The following is a 19073-nucleotide window of genomic DNA, read 5'->3' on the forward strand; positions in this document are numbered from 1 at the left end:
AAGTTTATGAATTGTTCCAACAACACTTTTTTTAACATAAAAATAAATCACACTAATAATAATAAAAAGCACAATTGCAGAAATTGCAAATATAATAAATGCTAAAGAATCAGCAGGCTTTTCCACTGATTTTTTTGGTGCTATAGTTACAACACTCCAATGATCATTAGAGCCCTCCCAAAGATCAAAATTTACAAGCTGGGCTAAATTTTCTTCATTTGTAGAAGCAGGTATAAAAGTAAATAAACCATTGGTTTTGGTGCTTTGCATGTCTAGTATTGTTTTTGCACTAGGATGAGGATTAATTTCTGTGATGATTTTTCCAACATATTCTGCTTTTGGACTAGATATGATTAAACCATCACTTGAAATCAATAAACGTTGGTCATTTGCAAATAAACTCTTATTTGGATCATTTAATTCTTCTCTCAATAAATCAATGCGCACAAGCATACCTATTGCACCAATTGTTTCGTTATTTTTTCCAAAAATTGGCAAAACAATGTTTACTAAGTATAATTTTTCTCCATTTATAGAATAATCTCTAGGTCTTCCAACGGCAGGTTGCTTGGTTTGTAAAGCTTTTATGAGAGAATTTTGTTGTAAGATTACTTCTTCAGCTTGGATGAATTTAATTGATCCTTTTTGTTGTGGATTTTCATCTTTTGCTAATAATAAAAACTTTCCTGATGGAGTAAGATTTAAAGGATTATTGCTGTGGTATTGGTTAAGATGAATATATGCAAAATAAGTCCAAGAATTTGAATCTAGCATACTGCTTATTAAAATTTTAAGATCTTCTATATCTAAGTTATTGTCTTTATTTGCAAAATTTTTAATAACGCCTTGCGCTGTTTCTAGTGTTGAATATGCGTTTTGGGTAATTGCTTGAATCCCATTTGAGTATCTATTGGCGCTACTTAATAAAAGTTTATGAGCTTCATCATTAAGCATTTCTTGGCTTTTTGAGATTATCGTTACAGATAAAATTCCTATGCCAATAAATATTACAGAAGATAAAATTAAAATCATTTTTGTAGTTAAATTAAAATTTTTAAACATTAGTTACCTCTTTCATCTGATGTATTTGACAAAATGGTAACTTTTGTTTTTTAATATTTTTTTATTAGTTTGTTAATTTTTTCCCACAATCTTACCCCTAATTCTTTTGCATTATTTTTATCTAAACTTTTATATTTATGACTAGCAAGTTTTTCAAGCTCGCTTAGCTCTTTGGCTAGAATGTTAAGTTTATTTTGTGCTAGCTTGCTAAAGTCGTCAATTTTTGGATTTTGTTTAATTTCATTTATTTTAATAAGGATTTGTTCTCTATTTTCTTGTATGAGACGTTTAAATTTAGCAAATAAAGTGTCAAATTTATTTTCTAATAAATCTTTGAGTATGTCTTTTACGGGATTGTCAAGTTCTGATGATATTTTTTTAAGCATTTGAATAAATTCTTGTTCTATATCTATGAGTTCTTTTTCTTTGTTTTTTAAATCATATTCTAAAGCACTATATGCAAAGCTTGATTTAAATTTTTCAATCGCTAAAGAAATTCCTTCTTGCGCTCCATAAATACTTCCAATACATAAATCATAAGCAAAGGCTTGTGATTCATTAGCAAGTTCAAAAGCTGCATTTAAAACTACTTGGGAGATTTTTAAAATTCTTTCTTTTTCAAAACTTCCTTCACAAATTGCATTAAAGACTAAATTTTTAGCAATCTCACAAGAAGTAAGCTCTATATTTTCTCCTTTTTCTAAGGTTGTGATAAAAGCACTTTCGGCGGTTTCTTTTAAAAGACCTAGTATTTCTATATCATAAAGCATTGCATCATTAATGCTTATATTAAATTCATTTAAATTCAAATTCTTTAAGATTTTTTCTAAGTCAAAAAAATTATCACAAATTTTATGCTTAATGGTGTTTTTTTGTTCTTCGATTTTTACTTTTAATTTGCCATATTCATTAATATAAGCAAAAAATGCTTTTTTATCCTCTTCCACTCTAGCTTTGATGATACCTTGGATTATTCTAGAAATATTTTCTTCATTTATAAGTTCAAGTTTTTCTAATACCTTAGAAAATATGGCAAAAAGTTCTTCATTGCTAGTATTTTCAAAACTAATTTTTTTATAACTTAGACTAAAAACAAGCTCGCTAATTAAGTTTGGAATTTCGTTTTTTTCACAAGCTAAGAGAGAATTTTCAAAAATAATGGCTAAATTTTTCATAGTTTTTCCTTTTTATAGTACAAATTTGGCTTTACTTTTTAATTGATTAAAAATATTTAAACGGTCACTTTTGCTATCTACATAAACACTTAAAAGATAGCTTTTGTATGTTCCTTGTTTGCTAGTATTTGAGATTTTGTATTTAAATTCTCTTTCATTTAGTATTTGGGTAAAAATTTCTAAAGCATCAACTCCAGCTTCAAAAACGACTTTGTAATCCCAAAAAGTAGGGTAGTTTATAATAGGTTCTTTTTTAAGATCGCAGATATTTACCACTTTTTCCTCCTTCTTTGCTTTCTAAAACTATATCAGTAATTTGCATGCTTTTATCAATAGCTTTAACCATATCATAAATAGTTAAAAGCCCAATGCTAACAGCGGTTAAGCTTTCCATTTCAACTCCTGTTTTTCCTTCACATTTTACGGTTACAAAAAGTTTAAAAGAACATTCTTCTTTGTTTTCTTCTATGTGAGTTTGTACTTTTGAAATCATTAAAGGATGGCACATTGGGATAAGATTTGAAGTTTGCTTAGCTCCCATAATGGCTGCTGTGATGGCAGTTTGCAAAACAGGTCCTTTTTTAGCTTTATTTTCAATGATAGCTTCAAATGCTTCTTTACTCATGTATATTTTACCACTTGCACAAGCTTCTCTTTGGGTGATATCTTTTTGACTTACATCTACCATTTTGGGATGATTTTTTTCATCTAAATGCGTTAAATTCATATTTTTCCTTAAGTAAAGTTTGAAAAATTATACCAAAATGTATATTTTTATATTAAAATACTACTAAAAAATTTTAAAGGATTTATAATGGCTTATGATGATGAAGAATTTGAAAATTATGATGATGAAATGTATGATGAAATAGATGATGATACTTATGCAAATAATCAAAGATCGTATAATTATGATGATGATGATGATTATGAATACGATGATGATTATAGTGATGATGATACTTATGAGATGGATTAAGAGTGAGTAAAAATCTTAGTAAAAAAGATATAAAAGTTTTAGGTCTTTCTTCTTTGGGAGGGACTTTAGAATTTTATGATTTTATCATTTTTGTATTTTTTGCAAGTTATATTTCTAAAAATTTCTTTCCTGAAAATTTAAGCCCATTTTGGCAAATGTTTAATACTTATGGGATTTTTGCTGCAGGATATTTAGCTAGACCACTTGGTGGTATAGTAATGGCGCATTTTGGCGATAAATTTGGCCGTAAGAAAATGTTTATGCTTAGTATTTTGCTGATGGTTATACCAACTTTTTTACTTGCTTTTATACCTACTTATGAAAGTATAGGATATTTATGTATAGTATTTTTAGTATTTGTAAGGATTTGTCAAGGTATAGCTATAGGTGGGGAATTGCCTGGTGCTTGGGTTTTTGTATTTGAGCATGCTCCAAAGGGTCAAAAACGCACTTATCTTGGGATTTTAACAGCTTCTGTGGTAGGTGGAATTTTACTTGGTAGTTTTGTATTTTTGATGATGAATAAATTTTTTACACAAGAAGAGCTTTATGAGTGGGCTTGGAGAATTCCATTTTTCTTGGGTGGAATTTTTGGGATTATTTCTGCTTATTTGCGTAAATTTTTAAGAGAAACCCCTGTTTTTGAGCAAATGAAAAAAGATAAAGCCTTAGAAAAATTCCCTTTAAAAGAAGTGTTTAAAAAAGCCAAGTTGGGCATTGTGCTTTCTATGTTGATAACTTGGGTTTTAACTGCTTGCATTGTTGTGATGATTTTAATCATACCTTCTTTTATGGCAAAAATGCTAAGTATTGATGCAAGCATTCAAACTTACATGCAAATGCTTGGTATAGTTGTGCTTGTAACTGGCTGTATATTAAGTGGAATTTTGGCTGATAAAATAGGTATAGTAAAAGCTTGTGTGGTTTTTTCATTAGGATTTTTCTTAACTTGTTTGTTTTATTTTAATGCTCTTTATACTAAAACACCTGATTTTAATACAGTGAGTGTGTATTATTTGAGTGCTTGTTTTTTTGCTGGAGTGATGAATTTTTGCCCTTTAATGATGAGTGAAGTATTTGATGCTAAGATTAAATTTTCAGGACTTAGTTTTTCATATAATATAGCTTATGCATTAGCCGGTGGGTTTACCCCGCAACTTGCTTTATTTTTACATACTATTGCTTTAGGAAATTTAGAAAATATCGCTCGTTTTTCTTTAGGATTTTATATGCTAGCTATGGCTATAATTTCACTTTTTTCTGCTTTGATGTTTAAATATCTTAGTAATACCCAACGCACATACTCTCAGTGATTTTAATACGTTTTTCCAAAGGAGTGGGACTAAAAAAATGGCATTTTTCGATGTAAATATTATAATTATAATCTAGCTTTAAAAGATCGTAAAATGCCTTTAAATTTACAAATTTAACCCCACATACTTCTTTTATATCTAAGATTTTATAAATTTGAGAATTATTTTTTTCTACTAAATGAGATGGGGCTAAAGTGGTAAATGAGCAAAAAGCACTTGCTAACACATAGCCACTTAAATTTTCACATTTTTGTATAAGATGTTGGTGTTTTTTTAAAATACTTTTTTTGTTTAAAAATACCACTCTTGTGCCTTGATAGCGTGCTGCTTGAGCGTTTTTCCAAAATTTATAAGCGTTTTTAGAGATATTTGCTAATTGATGTAATTGTACATTTAAGACATAATCATCTAAGAATTGATTGGGTGGTAAAATAGTATAAGTCATAGTTTTTCTTTAGTTTTGTTTTTAAAATTATACTAAAAATTGACTTTTGTTTATATTTTTAATTTCTAAATTTAATACAATAAGTAAAAATTATTTTTAAGGAAAAGCATGAAATTTGAAACTATTAATCATGAGGGTATAAAAAAACTTATGGATGTTTTTTATGCAAAGGTTAGGGTGGATAAGGATTTAGGACCTATTTTTAATGAAAAAATCGGCACAGATGATGAGAGTTGGAAAAAACATAAAGAAAAAATAGCAAGTTTTTGGGCAGGGATGTTTTTAGCTGATCCAAGTTATAGTGGTTCACCTTTGAGAGCTCATCATGAATTACCTCCATTTCCAAGAGAATTTTTTGATATTTGGCTTAATTTATTTGATGAGAGTTTGCAAGAAGTTTTTGAAGATGAACCAAGAAATATCATTATAGAAAGAGCTAGAATGATAGCCCAAAGATTTCAAATGATTATTTATGATCATAGATTTGCTTAAGAGTTTAAAAACTCTTAGCGATAGTTAAATGTATGTAAGTTTTCACTATGTGAATATTTATAACTGTATTTTCCATCAAGATATATTACCAAACGATAATACCCTTTATGTGAACCAAATACAACTTTTCTAACTTGTGCTGTATTAACTTGCAGTGTTTTGGTGTTAAAATTTTGTTTTTTAGTAAAATCTATAATAATTTTAGTAGGATCTCCTATAGAAAGATGTCTTAGTATTTTATCCTGGGTTTTGATATTAATTTTGTTATTGTAAAAACCAAGAGAAATAAAATTATAAATATTTCCGCTAAAAAGTGGTGTTTCTATGTTTAAAGTAGTGTTATTTTCTTCTGTTTTTGAGTTTTTATTTCCTTGTTTTTGTGGCACGGTTACAGATACATCAAGTATAGGCGTGGCATTTGGACTTTTAGTTTTTATAAATGAGTAGGTATCATGCCAGTTAATACTTTTGTATATATCCAGAGTGGTTTGTTCTTCAGAACCATCAAGGTTAATGTAAGTGATGGTAATATTTTTTAAAATTCTCGCATCAGAGTTAAAGTTAAAATCTTGCCTTTGGAAAGGACTAAGTTTTGCAAATTCGGTATTTTTTTGCTCTATGTTATTATCAAAAGGATTGTCTTTTGCATTTAAAAATACACAAGAAAGTAAAAACAATATAAAAAATTTAATTCTCATGCGAATTTTCTCCCTTAAGTCTTAAAAGTTGCAAATATTCTTTTTGAGCTTGAGCATTTTTAGCTTTTAAAGTCATTATATTTTTTTCTAAAATTTTTTGCTCTTCTTTAAGTGTTAGTAGCACATCTAGAGAAGATTTACCAAAAAACATATTACCAAAATACATAGCAACAATAATAGCTACAAATGATAATGCAATGGTTTTGATGAGTTGGCGATGAGCTTCCTTTTTTTTAGAATGCTCATCATACTCTTTTAATAAATCGCTCAGAGTTTATCTCCTAAGTACTCATCATTATCAAGTTCAATTTCTAATAAGCGATTGTATTTAGCAGTTCTTTCACCTCTTGCTAGAGCTCCTGTTTTGATTTGTCCTGTATTAAGTGCTACTGCAAAATCAGCTATAAAAGTATCTTCGCTTTCGCCACTTCTATGGCTCATAATACATCTGTAATTATTTCTATGAGCTAATCTTACTGTTCTCATAGTTTGAGTGATTGTTCCAATTTGATTAGGCTTAATCAATACAGCATTTGCCATATTTTTCATGATACCTTCTCTTAAAATATCTTCATTAGTTACAAACAAATCATCACCCACAAGTTGAATTTTATTACCAAGCTTTTGAGTAAGTTTAATCCAACCTTCATAATCATCTTCAGCTAAACCATCTTCAATACTAAAAATTGGATATTTTGCACATAATTCTTCATAACGCGCGATTAAGTCTTCACTTGAGAAAACTTTACCCTCTAAATGGTATTTACCATCTTTATAAAGTTCACTACTTGCTACATCTAACGCTAGTTTGATTTTATTTTCATAGCCTGCTTTTTTAATACAAGTCATTAAAAGATCAAGAGGTTCTGTATTATTTGCTAAATTTGGTGCAAAACCACCCTCATCGCCTAAGGCAGTAGAGTGACCCAGATTAGCTAATTCTTTTTTCAATACTGCATAAATTTCACAAACTGATCTTAATCCTTCTTTAAAGCTTGAAAAACCAAAAGGCATAATCATAAATTCTTGAAAATCTACGCTATTGTTTGCATGCGCGCCACCGTTGATGATATTACACATTGGCACGGGTAGTACGCTTGCATTTGCTCCACCTAAATAGCGATATAAAGGCACACCTAGTGCATTAGCGGCAGCACGCGCTGTTGCCATAGAAATTCCTAAGGTTGCATTTGCTCCTAGGTTAGAGTAGTTTTTTGTCCCATCAAGCTCTAAAAGGGTGTTATCTAGTTGGGTTTGATTAAATGCATCAAGCCCTATAATGTTTTCAGCTATGGTGCCATTGATGTTTTCAATCGCTTTTAAAACACCTTTACCACCAAATCTTTCATCATTATCTCTTAGTTCTAAAGCTTCTTTTTTTCCCGTGCTTGCACCACTTGGAACGATAGCGCTTCCCACGCTGCCATCGCTTAGTATGATTTCGGCTTTAATGGTAGGGTTGCCTCTACTATCTAAAACTTCAAAAGCTCTTAAATCTTCAATAATCAACATTATTCCTCTCCTTCTTCATCATCTTCTTTTGCACCCAAAATCATACTATCTATACCGATTGAGTTTTGTATGGCTTGAGTGATTTCATCTGCAATAGCTGGATTTTCTTTTAAAAATGCTTTGGCATTTTCTCTACCTTGGCCAAGTTTAGAAGCCTTGTAAGAAAACCACGCGCCACTTTTATCAATAATATCAAGTTTTACACCATAGTCTATTAGTTCGCCTTCACGGCTTACACCCTCGCCAAACATCACATCAAATTCAGCCTGTTTAAATGGAGGGGCTACTTTATTTTTAGCCACTTTTACCTTAACACGGTTTCCAATAGGCTCATCATTTTGTTTTAAAGTAGCTGTTTTTCGTACATCTAAACGAACCGAAGCATAAAATTTTAAAGCATTTCCTCCGGTAGTTGTTTCAGGAGTGCCATAGCCCATCATGCCTATTTTCATACGAATTTGGTTGATGAAAATTACAGTAGTATTCATTTTATGAACGATACCGGTTAATTTTCTTAAAGCTTGACTCATTAATCTTGCTTGAAGACCTACATGCTGATCTCCCATATCACCTTCGATTTCTGCTTTTGGAGTAAGCGCAGCAACACTATCTACTACTATTAGATCAATGGCTCCACTTCTTGCTATGGTTTCAACGATTTCTAAGGCTTGTTCTCCAAAATCTGGTTGAGAGATGTAAAGATTTTCTGTATCAACACCTAAATTTTTTGCATATCTTACATCAAGAGCATGTTCAGCATCAATAAACGCACAAACTCCACCTTTTTTTTGACATTCTGCTATGATGTGTAAGGTAAGTGTAGTTTTACCTGAACTTTCAGGCCCATAAATTTCTATAATTCTTCCTTTTGGAACCCCACCAATTCCTAAAGCCAAATCAAGTCCAACCGAACCTGTAGGAATAGAATCAATTTTTTCAACTTCTTTATCGCCAAGCCTTAAAATGGTACCTTTTCCAAAGGTTTTATCAAGACTTTTTAAAGCTGCATCAAGTGATTTTCTTTTATTATCATCCATACTTGTTAATCCTTTTATAATATGTTTAAAATTGTATCAAAAAGAAATTTAATATAAGTTTTTATTTTGAATTTTGCTAAAATACTTTTTTAAATTTTTCAAGGAAAAAAATGAATAAAAAAATTAGCGTAGCACACTCTCCTGATGCTGATGATATTTTTATGTATATGGCGATTAAATTTGGTTGGGTTGGAAATGCTTATGAGTATGAAAATACAGCTTTAGATATACAAACTTTAAATAAACTTGCATTAGAAAATATATACGATGTTAGTGCGATATCTTTTGCACTTTATCCTTTAATAGCTAGCGAATATACTTTATTAAAAACTGCTGTGAGTTTTGGCGAGGGTTATGGGCCAAAGCTTATTAAGAAAAAGAATAAAAAATTAAAGCCAAATTTTAAAGTTGCTTTAAGTGGAGCACACACTACTAATGCTTTAATCTTTCGCATAAAATACCCACAAGCTAGAATAGTTTATAAGAATTTTTTAGAGATTGAAAAGGCTGTTTTAGAAGATGAGGTTGATGCGGGAGTGCTTATACATGAGAGTATTTTAGAATTTGATTCTAGCTTATGTGTTGAGGCTGAACTTTGGGATATTTGGCAAGAATTAGTCAAAGATGATTTGCCTTTACCTTTGGGTGGTATGGCTCTTAGAAGATCTTTACCACTTAATGATGCAATAGCGGTTGAAAAAGATTTGATTAAAGCAGTAGAAGTAGCTGATCATAATAGAAAAATCTTAGCCTCTATGCTTTTAGAGCGTAATTTAATACGCGTTGATGCGCAAAAACTTGATGTATATTTAAATTTATACGCAAATAAAAACTCTATAAATATGAATGATAAACAATACAATGCCATAGATAAGCTTTTTGAGCTTGGATTTAATCATGGATTTTATGAGAAGTTAATAAAAAGCAAAGATTATCTTATACCTAGTGAGTATGAAGAATTTAGAAATTCTTGATAGAATTTTGAATTTTAAGGAGAAAATATGGAAAGTACTTTAGTAGCCTTGGGTGTACAAACTTTTAAAATCACACTTATGCTTTCTTTACCTATGCTTTTAGCAGGGCTTATCGCAGGGCTTATTATAAGTATTTTTCAAGCTGTAACGCAAATTAACGAAGCCACGCTTTCTTTTGTGCCAAAAATTTTACTTGTTGTCGTGGTGATAGTATTTTTAATGCCTTGGATGATAAGTTCTATGATTGATTTTACAACGAATATTTTAAATCAAATTCCAAGCTTTATTAGATGATTATTGATTTTTCTAAGTATTCTTCTGTGCGTATAGGCGAGAGCTTTGAAGTACAAATACTTGAAGAGCCTTGCGAATTTAATGGTTTTTTAATAGGTGGGGCAAATAATCTTTTAATTTCTCCAAAGCCTAAAAAACTTGGAATTTTAGGGAAAAGTTTTGATTATATTAAAATTTTAGAGCAAAATGAAAAAGGTATGTTTTTAGAGATAGGCTCTAGCGTGAAATCTTTTAAAATGTATCATTTTGCTAAAGAAAATAACCTAAAAGGCTTTGAGTTTTTAAGAAATATCCCAGGGACTTTAGGTGGTATTTTAAAAATGAATGCAGGATTAAAAGATGAGGATATTAGTAAAAACTTAATCAGCATTTGCACTTTTAATCAAGAAATTTTAAAACAAAACATCGCTTTTGCTTATAGGTTTAACCCTATTAAAGAAGTGATGTTTAGTGCGAAGTTTTTTTTAGAATATGGATTTGACCCAGTTAAAGATGAACTTTTAAAAAATGCAAGAAAAAATCAACCCAAAGGCGCTAGTTTTGGATCTATTTTTAAAAACCCCAAAAACGATCATGCAGGAAGGTTGATAGAAGCAGTTAATCTTAAAGGTTTTAGTAAAAATGATGCGATGTTTAGTAATGAACATGCAAATTTTTTAATCAATAAAAAACACGCTAGTTTTGATGATGCGATGTTTTTGATAGAGCTTGCTAAGAAAAGAGTTTTTGAAGAATTTGGGATTGTTTTAGAAGAAGAAGTGGTGATTATATAGTATTTTTAATATCTTCATAAACAATTGTAGCTATTTCTTGGACTAATTCTTGATAAGATTTATTTTTATCATTTGTGCTAAATTGAGTATTGATAGTAAGGATTTTATGATCTTTTAGTTTTTTTGTTTTAGTATTAAAAAGTTTGTATTCTATGTCGGCTTTGACTTCAAAATTGGAAAAAAGCAAGAAATTTTGTTGGCTTGCTTGAATGCTTTTTAAATCTAGCAAAATAATAAAATCAGCCTTTTTAAAACGATTAAATTCTAAAAACTCACTTGCATTGATGAAATTTTTATTTTTTTGCAAGATATTTTGGCTATTGATGTAAGATTGATTTTCTTTTTGACTAAGTAAGGCAAAATTATTTTGCTCATTTAAAATAGCACTTAATGCTTTTAGCGTGTCTTTTGCCATAGTTTTAGCATCAATTTTTAAGTTCGAAAAATAAAAATTATATTCTTTTTCATAGCTTGGCACCAAAGCTAAGGTGTTAATGTGTGAGAGTTTGTCATAATTTATATTTTGTTCAAGATTGATGATATTAAAATCATCGTTATTTTGTAATTTGATGATTTTTTTATTCGCAAAAGAGTTAGCATAAATAGCACTTAAAAAACAAAAAAATACTAAAAAAAATCTCACTAAAAACCTTTTAATTTAAATTCATTCTTAGCAAAAGCTATAAAACTTGGAAGTTTAAAATCAGAACTATTATAATCTAAAGCCTTTTTATTAAAATCATATAAAATTCCACCATTTTGTTTAACTAAAAAATCTCCTGCAGCTATATCCCAAGCTTTTGGGCCACCAAAACGTGGGTAAATTCCAGCTTTTGCTTCAAGTAAATATACAAATTTCAAAGCAGATGAAACCTTAATACCTTCAAGATGATTTTGAATGAAAAAATCTTCATTATTATCATGATTTTTAGAGTAAAGGGCTATATTTTTAACCTTTTCGTACTGCTCTAAGTTAAGATTTAAAATTTCATTATTTTTATAAACTTTAGTATGAGTATGTGCATAATAAAATGCATTATTTTCCACATCGCCTATGAGTGAAAGTATAGGGGTGTTTTTATGGATTAATGCGATTAAAACACAATATTCTTTATCTTTTTTAGCATAAGATTTAGTACCATCAAGAGGATCTATGAGCCAAAAATACGCTAAATTTTTTCTTTCTTCATAAGAGAGTATATTTTCTTCAGAGCATATAGCTATATCGCTTGAAGCCAAAATCTCACTAATAACTTCATTAGACTTTATATCAGCTAAACCTACTGGGGAATCATCATCTTTAAGCCACAAGGTATTTTTGTCTTTATATTCAAGCAATACTTTTGAGGCTTCCTTGCCTGCTTTTAAGGCTAATTCTAAAAGTGTGTCTAAATTTTTCATAAAAAAAGTATAGCAATTTTATATAAATACTTAGTAGAATTATTTTCTACTAAGATTATTAATAAATTTAATTAAGCTAATGGCTAAAATTGCTTCAAGTAAAGCAGTAAGCACTAATCCTGAGTATATATCTTGAGTGATGATATTAGTTTGATAAGAAAGCGTAGCTACTGCAATGAGTAAGGTTAGTGGCATAGAATGGCTTAGGCCAAATAAAAAGGTGTTTTTTAAACCAAGTATTTTTACAAAAGTCATAGCGCAAAGTATTCTTAGTCCTATCATAAAGGCAGTTAGTGAAAAAGCTATGAGTAAAACTTGAGGGTTTAAAAGCATTTGAAGCTTAAAGCTTGAGCCTATATAGATGAAAAATATAGGGATTAAAAAGCCATAACCAAAACTAGAAAGTTTATGCTCTAAGTCTTTTTTATGATCAAAAAAAGTAGCTATAAATGAACCTGCTATAAAAGCTCCAAGTGCAACTTCAAGTTTAAAATAAATCATAATCGCAACTATGGCTATGAAAATTGCCATACAAAATCTTATATCTTTTTCGTTTTGATCTTGCCAAGGCATGAGTATGGTTTTAAGCTGTGGATACCACCAAAAAAGCACTTCTAAAAATTTAAATCCAAAAATACAAAGTGCTAAAAATCCCACTAAATATAATAAATTTTGAGTGAGTGAGAAAAGATCGGCTCCTTTTCCCAAAAATGCTGCAGCTATGGTAAGCAAAACTATGCTTACAACTTCAGCCAAAGTGGCTACCACCATGGATACATTAAGCCACTCACAGTTTTTGCCAAAGTCTCTATAAAGCGTTGAGAGTAAACCTACGCTCATAACAGGTATAATAATGACAAAAATATAAGAAATATCTATACTTTCAACCGCTAAAACACTAAAAGCATATAAAAGTATAATGTAAATAAAAGCTTTATTAAGCAAGCTTCTTTCAGTGTTTAAAAAGGTTTTGAGATTAATCTCCATACCCGCAATAAACATAAGATAATAAAACCCCGCATTAGCTAAAAGCTTAAAATTCTCACTTTCTCCTATGAAACCCAAAAATCCTATAAAAGAGCCAAGCATGATTTCAGTGGCTGAAAGTGGGAGTTTTAAAAATTTAGCAATATAAGGTGAAGTAAGCAAACACCCTGCTACGACTAATAAAATTTTTAAATCCGTAGCAGCTTGAGCATCAATGGCATGAGCTAGCAAAGCTAAATCCCATTTGTTTTAGTTTTTGTATGTCTTTGCTAGGTTCTTCGCCTTTAGTTGTAAGATAATCACCCACTACTATAGCACTAGCTCCTGCGTCAAAAATTTCATATTGTCTTTCTTTTAACACTACTTCTCTACCACCTGCTACCATGATATGTGCATTTGGTAAGTCTTTTTTAGTGTCTTTGATGATATTTAAAGCCTCATCAGGATCAAGTAAAGCTTGTTTGAGTTTTAAATTTTCATTTGGTATGAAAAAATTAATAGGCGAAGAAAAAGGATCAAGCTCTTTTAAACTTGCTCTAAAACTTTTTCTATCAGCTTCACTTTCTCCAAGACCATAAATTCCACCACAGCAAAGCATTAAACCTGCTTCTTTAGCATAAAGATTAGTTTGAAATCTTTGCTCCCAAGTATGTGTAGAGCAAATGTTTGGAAAAAATTCTTTGGAAGTTTCTAGATTATGATTATAAGAAAAAATTCCTGCTTTTTTTAATTCTTTGAGTTGTTCTAAATTTGCTATGCCATTGCAAGCTATGAGTAAAAGTCCTTCTACTTCTTTTTGCACTGCATGAGCTACTTTGCACACATAATCAAGTTTTTCATCATCAAGCCCAGCTCCTGCTGTGACTAAACAAAACCCCAAAGCCTCATTTTTCTTAGCCATTTTAGCTTCTAAAACAATTTGGTCTATATCTTTTCTTTTGTATTTATAGATATTGGTTTTCACATGAACACTTTGAGTGCAGTATTTGCAGTCCTCCCCGCACCCTCCACTTGCTATATTAGATATAGCACAAAGCATGATTTGCATTAAATTTCCTTTTTGATTTTGCATTTTAAGCACTCTAAAAATGTGCCTTTTTTAAGTTCTTTGATGATTAAAGTTTCACCACACTCGCTACATTTTTCTTCACTTGGTTTGTATTTGCTTATATAGTTGCATTTTGGATAAGCACTACAACCATAAAATTTACCACGCTTTGAAAAACGCTCCACGATCTCGCCTTCTTGACAGCTTGGACATTTTACGCCTATGGTATTGAGTTTTTTCTCACTTTTTTCTTCATTTTGTGTTTCTTGTTTTAAATTTCTTGAGTATTTACATTTTGGAAAATTTAAACAAGCTATAAATTCTCCATATCTTCCTTTTCTTATAGCAAGCTCTCCACCACAATCAGGGCAGGCTTCATCTAATTTTGTAAAAGTTTTTTGACTTTTTATATTTTTTTTACCCTCATCGATTTTTCTCATAAAAGGAAAATAAAACTCTCTTAAAACTTCTTGCCAGTCCATTTTACCTTCTGCAATGATGTCAAGTTTATCTTCCATTTTAGAAGTAAAATCACTATCTACTATATCACTAAAGTTTTGTTCTAAAACTTCTGTTACGACAAAGGCTATTTCATTAGGTATGATTTGTTTTTTATCTATATGCACATATTCTCTTGCACTAAGTAAAGAGATGGTTGGAGCATAAGTTGAAGGGCGTCCTATACCAAGATTTTCTAGCTTTTTAACAAGTCCAGCTTCAGAGTATCTTGAAGGTGGCTCGGTAAAGTGTGGGTTTAATTCTATATTTTGAATATTTAGTGTATCTTCTAGTTTTAAATTAGGTAAAATTTTATCTTTATCCATATCTCCGTATACTTTATAATGCCCATCAAATAAAATTTTTCTACCACTTATTTTAAAACTTGCTTCATTTGATTTTGCATAGACATTTTGAGTTTGAGATATAGCAGGATTCATTTGTGAAGCTAGGAAGCGATTGTATATTAAAGTATATAATCTTGCTTCATCTTTTTCTAAAAACTCACTTGCAAGTTTTGGAGTAAAGCTAAGATTAGTCGGTCTTATAGCTTCATGTGCTTCTTGAGCACCTTTGCTTTTAGTGGTATAAATATTTGCTTTGCTTGGTAAGTATTCTTTACCAAAATCATTTTTGATGAGCTTTCTTACTTCTTCTAAGGCTTCTTTTGCGATGTTTAAGCTATCAGTTCTCATATAAGTGATCACACCCATAATACCTTGATGAGTTTTTACGCCCTCATAAAGTTTTTGAGCTATCATCATGGTTTTTTTAGGGTTAAAACCTAGGCGATTGCTCGCGCTTTGTTGCAAAGTTGAGGTCATAAAAGGTGCTTGTGGGGCTATTTTTCTATCTTTACTTTCTATATCTTTTATTTTAAAGTTAGCATTTTTACAAGCCTTAAAGATAAGTTTGGCTCTATCTTCATTAGTTAGACTTAGTTTTTCTATCTTTTGGTTTTGAAACTCAACTAATTCAGCTTGTAAGTCTTTTTCAAAAATCATATCTACACTAAAATATTTCAAAGGAACAAAAGCTTTAATTTCTCTTTCTCTATCGACGATGATTTTTAAAGCTGCGCTTTGTACACGCCCTGCGCTTAAGCCTTTTTGAATTTTTTGATTGAGTAAAGGGCTTAGTTTATAACCTACTATGCGATCAAGTAAGCGTCTAGTTTGTTGAGCGTTGACGCTATTTATATTTAAAGATCTTGGGTTTTTTAAAGCATTTTCTATGGCACTTTTAGTGATCTCATGAAAAACTATGCGTGGCAGGGAATTTTCATCTTTATTGATAGCCTTAGCTATATGATAAGCTATGGCTTCACCCTCGCGGTCCTCATCGGTTGCAAGATAGATGATTTTAGCTTTTTTAGCCTTTTCTTTGAGTTCTTTTACTAAGCTTGAATGATCGTTTGAAATTCTATATTCAGGTTTAAAATTTTCATCTTCTATTTTTATACCAAAGCTAGTTTTAGGTAGATCTCTAATATGTCCTTTAGAGGCTATCACTTCATAGTCTTTACCTAGAAAATTACCTATGGTTTTAGCTTTAGCAGGTGATTCTACAATGATTAAATTTTTCATTATTTTCCTTGTGAGGATTAAAATTAGTAAAAGTGTATAAAAAAAAGTTAAATTTTTTGCTTAGATGAGTTTTTAAGTAAAATGCAATTAATGTTATAATTTTCTGTAATTTAATTTCATAGGATAGACAATGTTTTTGCAAAAAAATTTACAAGCTTTAGAATTTACTAACAAACCCTTGCAAGAAAAAATTTTATCTTTAAAAGAAGACTTTATTGACATCTTTCCAAGTCAAACACCCTTTGTGCCTTCAAAAGATGACTTAATAAAACCTAATATATTTTTTTGTGGTATAGGAGATGGGCTTTTTTTAAAAAAACTTATTAATAAACATATTTTTATTTTTGATAAAGCTGAATTTTTTGCTAATGTTTTAAGTAAGATGGATTTAAGCCAAGAACTTTCAAGTGGAAAAATATATCTTTGTGATGTAGAAGAGAAAAGGTTAGAAGAATATCTTTTTTTACTTTTTTCGCAAAAAGATTGTTTTGAATATTTAGGGCTTTTTAAGCTTTTGCCTTATAGCGAATTTTATGATCAAAGCCCTATGTTTGATTTTGTGTATCAAAAATGTTTAGAAATTATAAAAAGAACAGTTAGAAATGTTGATACTAGTTTTGCTACAGATTCTAAAATTTATAGACAGTTTTTATCCAATATGCCTTTGGTTTTACAAAATATCCCATTTCAAAGGTTTATTTATGAAAATAAAGGAAAAAACAAAAGTGTTATTGTGGTATGTGCAGGACCTTCTTTGAGTAAACAACTAGAACTTTTAAAAACATATCAAGATGATTATGTGATATTTGCTTTGGATGCTACTTACAAAACTTTGCTTAAGAATGAAGTTTATCCTGATTTTGTTTTTTCGATGGATATAGGTGAAAAATGTAAGTGTTTTTACGAGGATTTGCCTTTAAATCCCAAAGAACCTATTTTTATACTTAGTGGAAATATAAATAAAGAATTGATATTAATTTTAAAAGATAAAAAACAAAAAATTTATATTTTGCAAAATTTAGATTATCAGCAAAAATTTAATTTAAATGATTTTGGTTATTTAGATATTGGTATAAATGTAGCTCATTTTGCTTATAATTTTGCTATATCTTTAGGGTTTTCTAGCGTGATTATAATAGGGCAAGATTTGGCTTTTAGTGAAGATGGAGCTTCACATGCAGATGCAGATGTTTTTAGTTTTGGTGATATTAAAACTATAGAAGATAATAGAGAAAAATTAAAAGTGTTAGCTTATAATAAACAAGGTTTTGTTAAAACTCATATAGCATGGGATGAATTTAGAAAGCGTTTAGAGGTTTTATTTCTTTCAAATCCCCAAGTAAGTTTTTACAATGCAACTGAAGGAGGTGCTTTTATAGACTATACTATAGAAAAGCCTTTTAAAGAGGTGTTGGAATTATTAAAAGATACTAAAAAAGATTATATTTTGCCTAATATTTTAAGTTTTAATAGGCAGAAAAAAATATTACTAAAATCACTAGAGCTTTTGCAAAAAGATTATTTTGAATTAAATACTTTATACGAAGATGCCCAAAAAATCTTAAATGTTTTGAAACAAAATAAAACCCAGAACCATTTTTATGAAAATTTTATGGATATTGTTTTGAAATTTAATACAATGATTGATGAAAGTAAAATTTTGCAAAGTTTTACATATAAGTCATTATTTTACCATAGGAGTCTTTTTAATATTTGCTTGTATGAAGATCCTCAAAATGCCTTATTAAGATACATGGATTTTCTAGAAATATTTTTAGAATTTACAACATTAAGTTTGAAAAACATGGAAAATTCTATACATGAATATAAAAATATATTAAAAGTATAAAATTTTTTTCTTTATTTTCGATATAGCTTAAACAACTGCATGGAAGCGGTTGAATTTATTTAAAAGGATTTAAAATGGGATTTCGTATAAATACTAACGTGGCATCTTTAAATGCTCAAGCTAATGCAAACTTAAACTCAAGAGCGTTAGATAATTCTTTATCTAGACTTAGTTCAGGTCTTAGAATCAACTCTGCAGCAGATGATGCTTCTGGGATGGCTATTGCAGATAGTTTAAGATCTCAAGCTAATACTTTAGGTCAAGCTATTAACAATGGCAATGATGCTTTAGGTATTTTACAAACAGCTGATAAAGCTATGGATGAGCAACTTAAAATCTTAGATACTATCAAAGTAAAAGCAACTCAAGCTGCTCAAGATGGACAAAGCACTAAAACAAGAAACATGCTTCAAGCTGATATTAACCGTTTGATGGAGGAACTTGATAATATAGCAAATACAACCTCTTTTAACGGCAAACAGCTTTTAAGCGGTGGTTTTACTAATCAAGAATTTCAAATCGGTTCTCAGTCTAATCAAACCATCCAAGCTAGCATAGGTGCAACTCAATCAAGTAAAATTGGTGTTACTAGATTTGAAACTGGTTCTATGTCTCATACTAGTGGTGTAGCTCAACTTACTATTAAAAACTATAATGGTATTGATGATTTTAAATTCCAACCTGTAGTGATCTCATCTTCAGTAGGTACTGGTATAGGTGCTTTAGCTGAAGAGATTAATAGAGTGGCTGATATAACTGGCGTAAGAGCAAATTTCTTAGTTCAAACTACTGGTGCTGGAGCTATAAAAGCTGGTACTACAAGCGATGATTTTACTATTAATGGAGTTAAAATAGGTAAAGTTGATTATAAAGATGGCGATGAAAATGGTGCGTTGATTTCAGCTATTAACTCAGTAAAAGATACCACAGGTGTGGAAGCTTCTAAAGAT

Annotated in this window: 22 protein-coding genes; 8 read left to right on the forward strand and 14 right to left on the reverse strand. The window is 30.0% G+C overall.

Translation table 11 applies throughout. From position 1 onward, the window contains the following. The 4 genes from CAMP5082_RS07555 to moaC all read right to left on the reverse strand — a co-directional run. The coding region (locus CAMP5082_RS07555; RefSeq protein ID WP_337206355.1) for a cache domain-containing protein at positions 1 to 1062 on the reverse strand (1062 nt) is incomplete at its 3' end. 50 nt (positions 1063 to 1112) lie between these two features. Then, complete coding sequence (locus CAMP5082_RS07560) at positions 1113 to 2237, reverse strand: hypothetical protein (RefSeq protein WP_337206356.1); 1125 nt, start codon at positions 2235 to 2237, stop codon at positions 1113 to 1115. Between the two features lie 12 nt (positions 2238 to 2249). Then, positions 2250 to 2513, reverse strand: a complete 264-nt coding sequence (locus CAMP5082_RS07565) for an HP0495 family protein (RefSeq protein ID WP_263664263.1) — start codon at positions 2511 to 2513, stop codon at positions 2250 to 2252. Then, positions 2491 to 2964 carry a cyclic pyranopterin monophosphate synthase MoaC gene (moaC, locus tag CAMP5082_RS07570; RefSeq protein ID WP_337206357.1) on the reverse strand — a complete coding sequence of 158 codons (474 nt, stop codon included), beginning with the start codon at positions 2962 to 2964 and terminating at the stop codon, positions 2491 to 2493. The genes CAMP5082_RS07565 and moaC overlap by 23 nt, the downstream gene beginning before the upstream one ends. An 87-nt stretch (positions 2965 to 3051) precedes the next feature. Between moaC and CAMP5082_RS07575 the strand changes: the two genes are divergently transcribed. Next, positions 3052 to 3216 carry a highly acidic protein gene (locus tag CAMP5082_RS07575; RefSeq protein WP_337206358.1) on the forward strand — a complete coding sequence of 55 codons (165 nt, stop codon included), beginning with the start codon at positions 3052 to 3054 and terminating at the stop codon, positions 3214 to 3216. Between the two features lie 2 nt (positions 3217 to 3218). Beyond that, the gene (locus tag CAMP5082_RS07580; protein WP_337206359.1) at positions 3219 to 4529 is read left to right on the forward strand and encodes an MFS transporter; all 1311 of its coding nucleotides are present in this window, start codon (positions 3219 to 3221) and stop codon (positions 4527 to 4529) included. Here the strand turns inward: CAMP5082_RS07580 and CAMP5082_RS07585 are convergent. After that, complete coding sequence (locus CAMP5082_RS07585; protein WP_263679712.1) at positions 4498 to 4974, reverse strand: cysteine permease; 477 nt, start codon at positions 4972 to 4974, stop codon at positions 4498 to 4500. The two genes, CAMP5082_RS07580 and CAMP5082_RS07585, sit on opposite strands and share 32 nt — an antisense overlap. Before the next feature lie 108 nt (positions 4975 to 5082). Between CAMP5082_RS07585 and CAMP5082_RS07590 the strand changes: the two genes are divergently transcribed. Beyond that, entirely contained in the window at positions 5083 to 5466 is a 384-nt protein-coding gene (locus tag CAMP5082_RS07590) for a group III truncated hemoglobin (RefSeq protein WP_074693048.1), read from the forward strand. A gap of 14 nt (positions 5467 to 5480) precedes the next feature. Here the strand turns inward: CAMP5082_RS07590 and CAMP5082_RS07595 are convergent, their stop codons facing one another. The 4 genes from CAMP5082_RS07595 to recA all read right to left on the reverse strand — a co-directional run bounded on the left by CAMP5082_RS07595 (position 5481) and on the right by recA (position 8713). Beyond that, positions 5481 to 6164, reverse strand: a complete 684-nt coding sequence (locus tag CAMP5082_RS07595) for an AMIN domain-containing protein (protein WP_337206360.1) — start codon at positions 6162 to 6164, stop codon at positions 5481 to 5483. After that, positions 6154 to 6330, reverse strand: coding sequence for a hypothetical protein (locus CAMP5082_RS07600; RefSeq protein ID WP_173787953.1), 177 nt, complete (start codon positions 6328 to 6330; stop codon positions 6154 to 6156). Before CAMP5082_RS07600 ends, CAMP5082_RS07595 begins: the two co-directional genes overlap by 11 nt. Before the next feature lie 101 nt (positions 6331 to 6431). Then, on the reverse strand, positions 6432 to 7676 hold the full coding sequence (gene eno, locus CAMP5082_RS07605) for a phosphopyruvate hydratase (RefSeq protein ID WP_337206361.1): 1245 nt from the start codon (positions 7674 to 7676) through the stop codon (positions 6432 to 6434). Beyond that, positions 7676 to 8713: a recombinase RecA gene (recA, locus tag CAMP5082_RS07610; RefSeq protein ID WP_039617275.1), complete on the reverse strand. Its 1038-nt coding sequence runs from the start codon at positions 8711 to 8713 to the stop codon at positions 7676 to 7678. Before recA ends, eno begins: the two co-directional genes overlap by 1 nt. A gap of 110 nt (positions 8714 to 8823) precedes the next feature. On the opposite strand from recA, the gene CAMP5082_RS07615 reads away from it, so the two are divergent. From CAMP5082_RS07615 to CAMP5082_RS07625, 3 genes are read left to right on the forward strand one after another with little or no spacing between them, the layout of a single operon-like run. Then, positions 8824 to 9687, forward strand: a complete 864-nt coding sequence (locus CAMP5082_RS07615) for a menaquinone biosynthesis family protein (RefSeq protein WP_337206362.1) — start codon at positions 8824 to 8826, stop codon at positions 9685 to 9687. Between the two features lie 27 nt (positions 9688 to 9714). Continuing rightward, a complete protein-coding gene (fliQ, locus tag CAMP5082_RS07620) occupies positions 9715 to 9981 on the forward strand; it encodes a flagellar biosynthesis protein FliQ (protein ID WP_012660903.1) in 267 nt (88 codons plus the stop codon). Further along, positions 9978 to 10754: a UDP-N-acetylmuramate dehydrogenase gene (locus CAMP5082_RS07625; RefSeq protein WP_337206363.1), complete on the forward strand. Its 777-nt coding sequence runs from the start codon at positions 9978 to 9980 to the stop codon at positions 10752 to 10754. The genes fliQ and CAMP5082_RS07625 overlap by 4 nt, the downstream gene beginning before the upstream one ends. Here CAMP5082_RS07625 and CAMP5082_RS07630 read toward each other — a convergent pair. From CAMP5082_RS07630 to topA, 5 genes are read right to left on the reverse strand one after another with little or no spacing between them, the layout of a single operon-like run. Continuing rightward, on the reverse strand, positions 10747 to 11397 hold the full coding sequence (locus CAMP5082_RS07630; RefSeq protein ID WP_337206364.1) for a hypothetical protein: 651 nt from the start codon (positions 11395 to 11397) through the stop codon (positions 10747 to 10749). The two genes, CAMP5082_RS07625 and CAMP5082_RS07630, sit on opposite strands and share 8 nt — an antisense overlap. Then, positions 11397 to 12155, reverse strand: coding sequence for a 3'(2'),5'-bisphosphate nucleotidase CysQ family protein (locus CAMP5082_RS07635; protein ID WP_263679700.1), 759 nt, complete (start codon positions 12153 to 12155; stop codon positions 11397 to 11399). The genes CAMP5082_RS07630 and CAMP5082_RS07635 overlap by 1 nt, the downstream gene beginning before the upstream one ends. A 39-nt stretch (positions 12156 to 12194) precedes the next feature. Beyond that, complete coding sequence (locus CAMP5082_RS07640) at positions 12195 to 13373, reverse strand: cation:proton antiporter (protein ID WP_087685281.1); 1179 nt, start codon at positions 13371 to 13373, stop codon at positions 12195 to 12197. Further along, on the reverse strand, positions 13354 to 14190 hold the full coding sequence (locus tag CAMP5082_RS07645) for a biotin synthase (RefSeq protein ID WP_337206367.1): 837 nt from the start codon (positions 14188 to 14190) through the stop codon (positions 13354 to 13356). Before CAMP5082_RS07645 ends, CAMP5082_RS07640 begins: the two co-directional genes overlap by 20 nt. Continuing rightward, positions 14190 to 16274 (reverse strand): type I DNA topoisomerase, encoded by a 2085-nt coding sequence (gene topA / locus CAMP5082_RS07650; protein WP_442863332.1) that lies wholly within the window; start codon positions 16272 to 16274, stop codon positions 14190 to 14192. Before topA ends, CAMP5082_RS07645 begins: the two co-directional genes overlap by 1 nt. A gap of 130 nt (positions 16275 to 16404) precedes the next feature. Between topA and CAMP5082_RS07655 the strand changes: the two genes are divergently transcribed. After that, positions 16405 to 18123 carry a motility associated factor glycosyltransferase family protein gene (locus tag CAMP5082_RS07655; RefSeq protein ID WP_337206365.1) on the forward strand — a complete coding sequence of 573 codons (1719 nt, stop codon included), beginning with the start codon at positions 16405 to 16407 and terminating at the stop codon, positions 18121 to 18123. 74 nt (positions 18124 to 18197) lie between these two features. After that, a partial coding sequence (locus CAMP5082_RS07660; RefSeq protein WP_337206366.1) for a flagellin N-terminal helical domain-containing protein occupies positions 18198 to 19073 on the forward strand: 876 nt, incomplete at its 3' end.

Source organism: Campylobacter sp. LMG 17559 (assembly GCF_024723605.1).
Classification (GTDB): domain Bacteria; phylum Campylobacterota; class Campylobacteria; order Campylobacterales; family Campylobacteraceae; genus Campylobacter_D.

Coding starts and splice junctions, on each gene's coding strand:
- CAMP5082_RS07655 (WP_337206365.1), top strand. CDS start 16,405: ATGTTTTTGCAAAAAAATTTACAAGCTTTAGAATTTACTAACAAACCC.
- CAMP5082_RS07645 (WP_337206367.1), bottom strand. CDS start 14,190: ATGCAAATCATGCTTTGTGCTATATCTAATATAGCAAGTGGAGGGTGC.
- CAMP5082_RS07595 (WP_337206360.1), bottom strand. CDS start 6,164: ATGAGAATTAAATTTTTTATATTGTTTTTACTTTCTTGTGTATTTTTA.
- moaC (WP_337206357.1), bottom strand. CDS start 2,964: ATGAATTTAACGCATTTAGATGAAAAAAATCATCCCAAAATGGTAGAT.
- CAMP5082_RS07600 (WP_173787953.1), bottom strand. CDS start 6,330: ATGTATTTTGGTAATATGTTTTTTGGTAAATCTTCTCTAGATGTGCTA.
- CAMP5082_RS07585 (WP_263679712.1), bottom strand. CDS start 4,974: ATGACTTATACTATTTTACCACCCAATCAATTCTTAGATGATTATGTC.
- recA (WP_039617275.1), bottom strand. CDS start 8,713: ATGGATGATAATAAAAGAAAATCACTTGATGCAGCTTTAAAAAGTCTT.
- CAMP5082_RS07635 (WP_263679700.1), bottom strand. CDS start 12,155: ATGAAAAATTTAGACACACTTTTAGAATTAGCCTTAAAAGCAGGCAAG.
- eno (WP_337206361.1), bottom strand. CDS start 7,676: ATGTTGATTATTGAAGATTTAAGAGCTTTTGAAGTTTTAGATAGTAGA.
- CAMP5082_RS07560 (WP_337206356.1), bottom strand. CDS start 2,237: ATGAAAAATTTAGCCATTATTTTTGAAAATTCTCTCTTAGCTTGTGAA.
- topA (WP_442863332.1), bottom strand. CDS start 16,274: ATGAAAAATTTAATCATTGTAGAATCACCTGCTAAAGCTAAAACCATA.
- CAMP5082_RS07590 (WP_074693048.1), top strand. CDS start 5,083: ATGAAATTTGAAACTATTAATCATGAGGGTATAAAAAAACTTATGGAT.
- CAMP5082_RS07625 (WP_337206363.1), top strand. CDS start 9,978: ATGATTATTGATTTTTCTAAGTATTCTTCTGTGCGTATAGGCGAGAGC.
- CAMP5082_RS07575 (WP_337206358.1), top strand. CDS start 3,052: ATGGCTTATGATGATGAAGAATTTGAAAATTATGATGATGAAATGTAT.
- fliQ (WP_012660903.1), top strand. CDS start 9,715: ATGGAAAGTACTTTAGTAGCCTTGGGTGTACAAACTTTTAAAATCACA.
- CAMP5082_RS07615 (WP_337206362.1), top strand. CDS start 8,824: ATGAATAAAAAAATTAGCGTAGCACACTCTCCTGATGCTGATGATATT.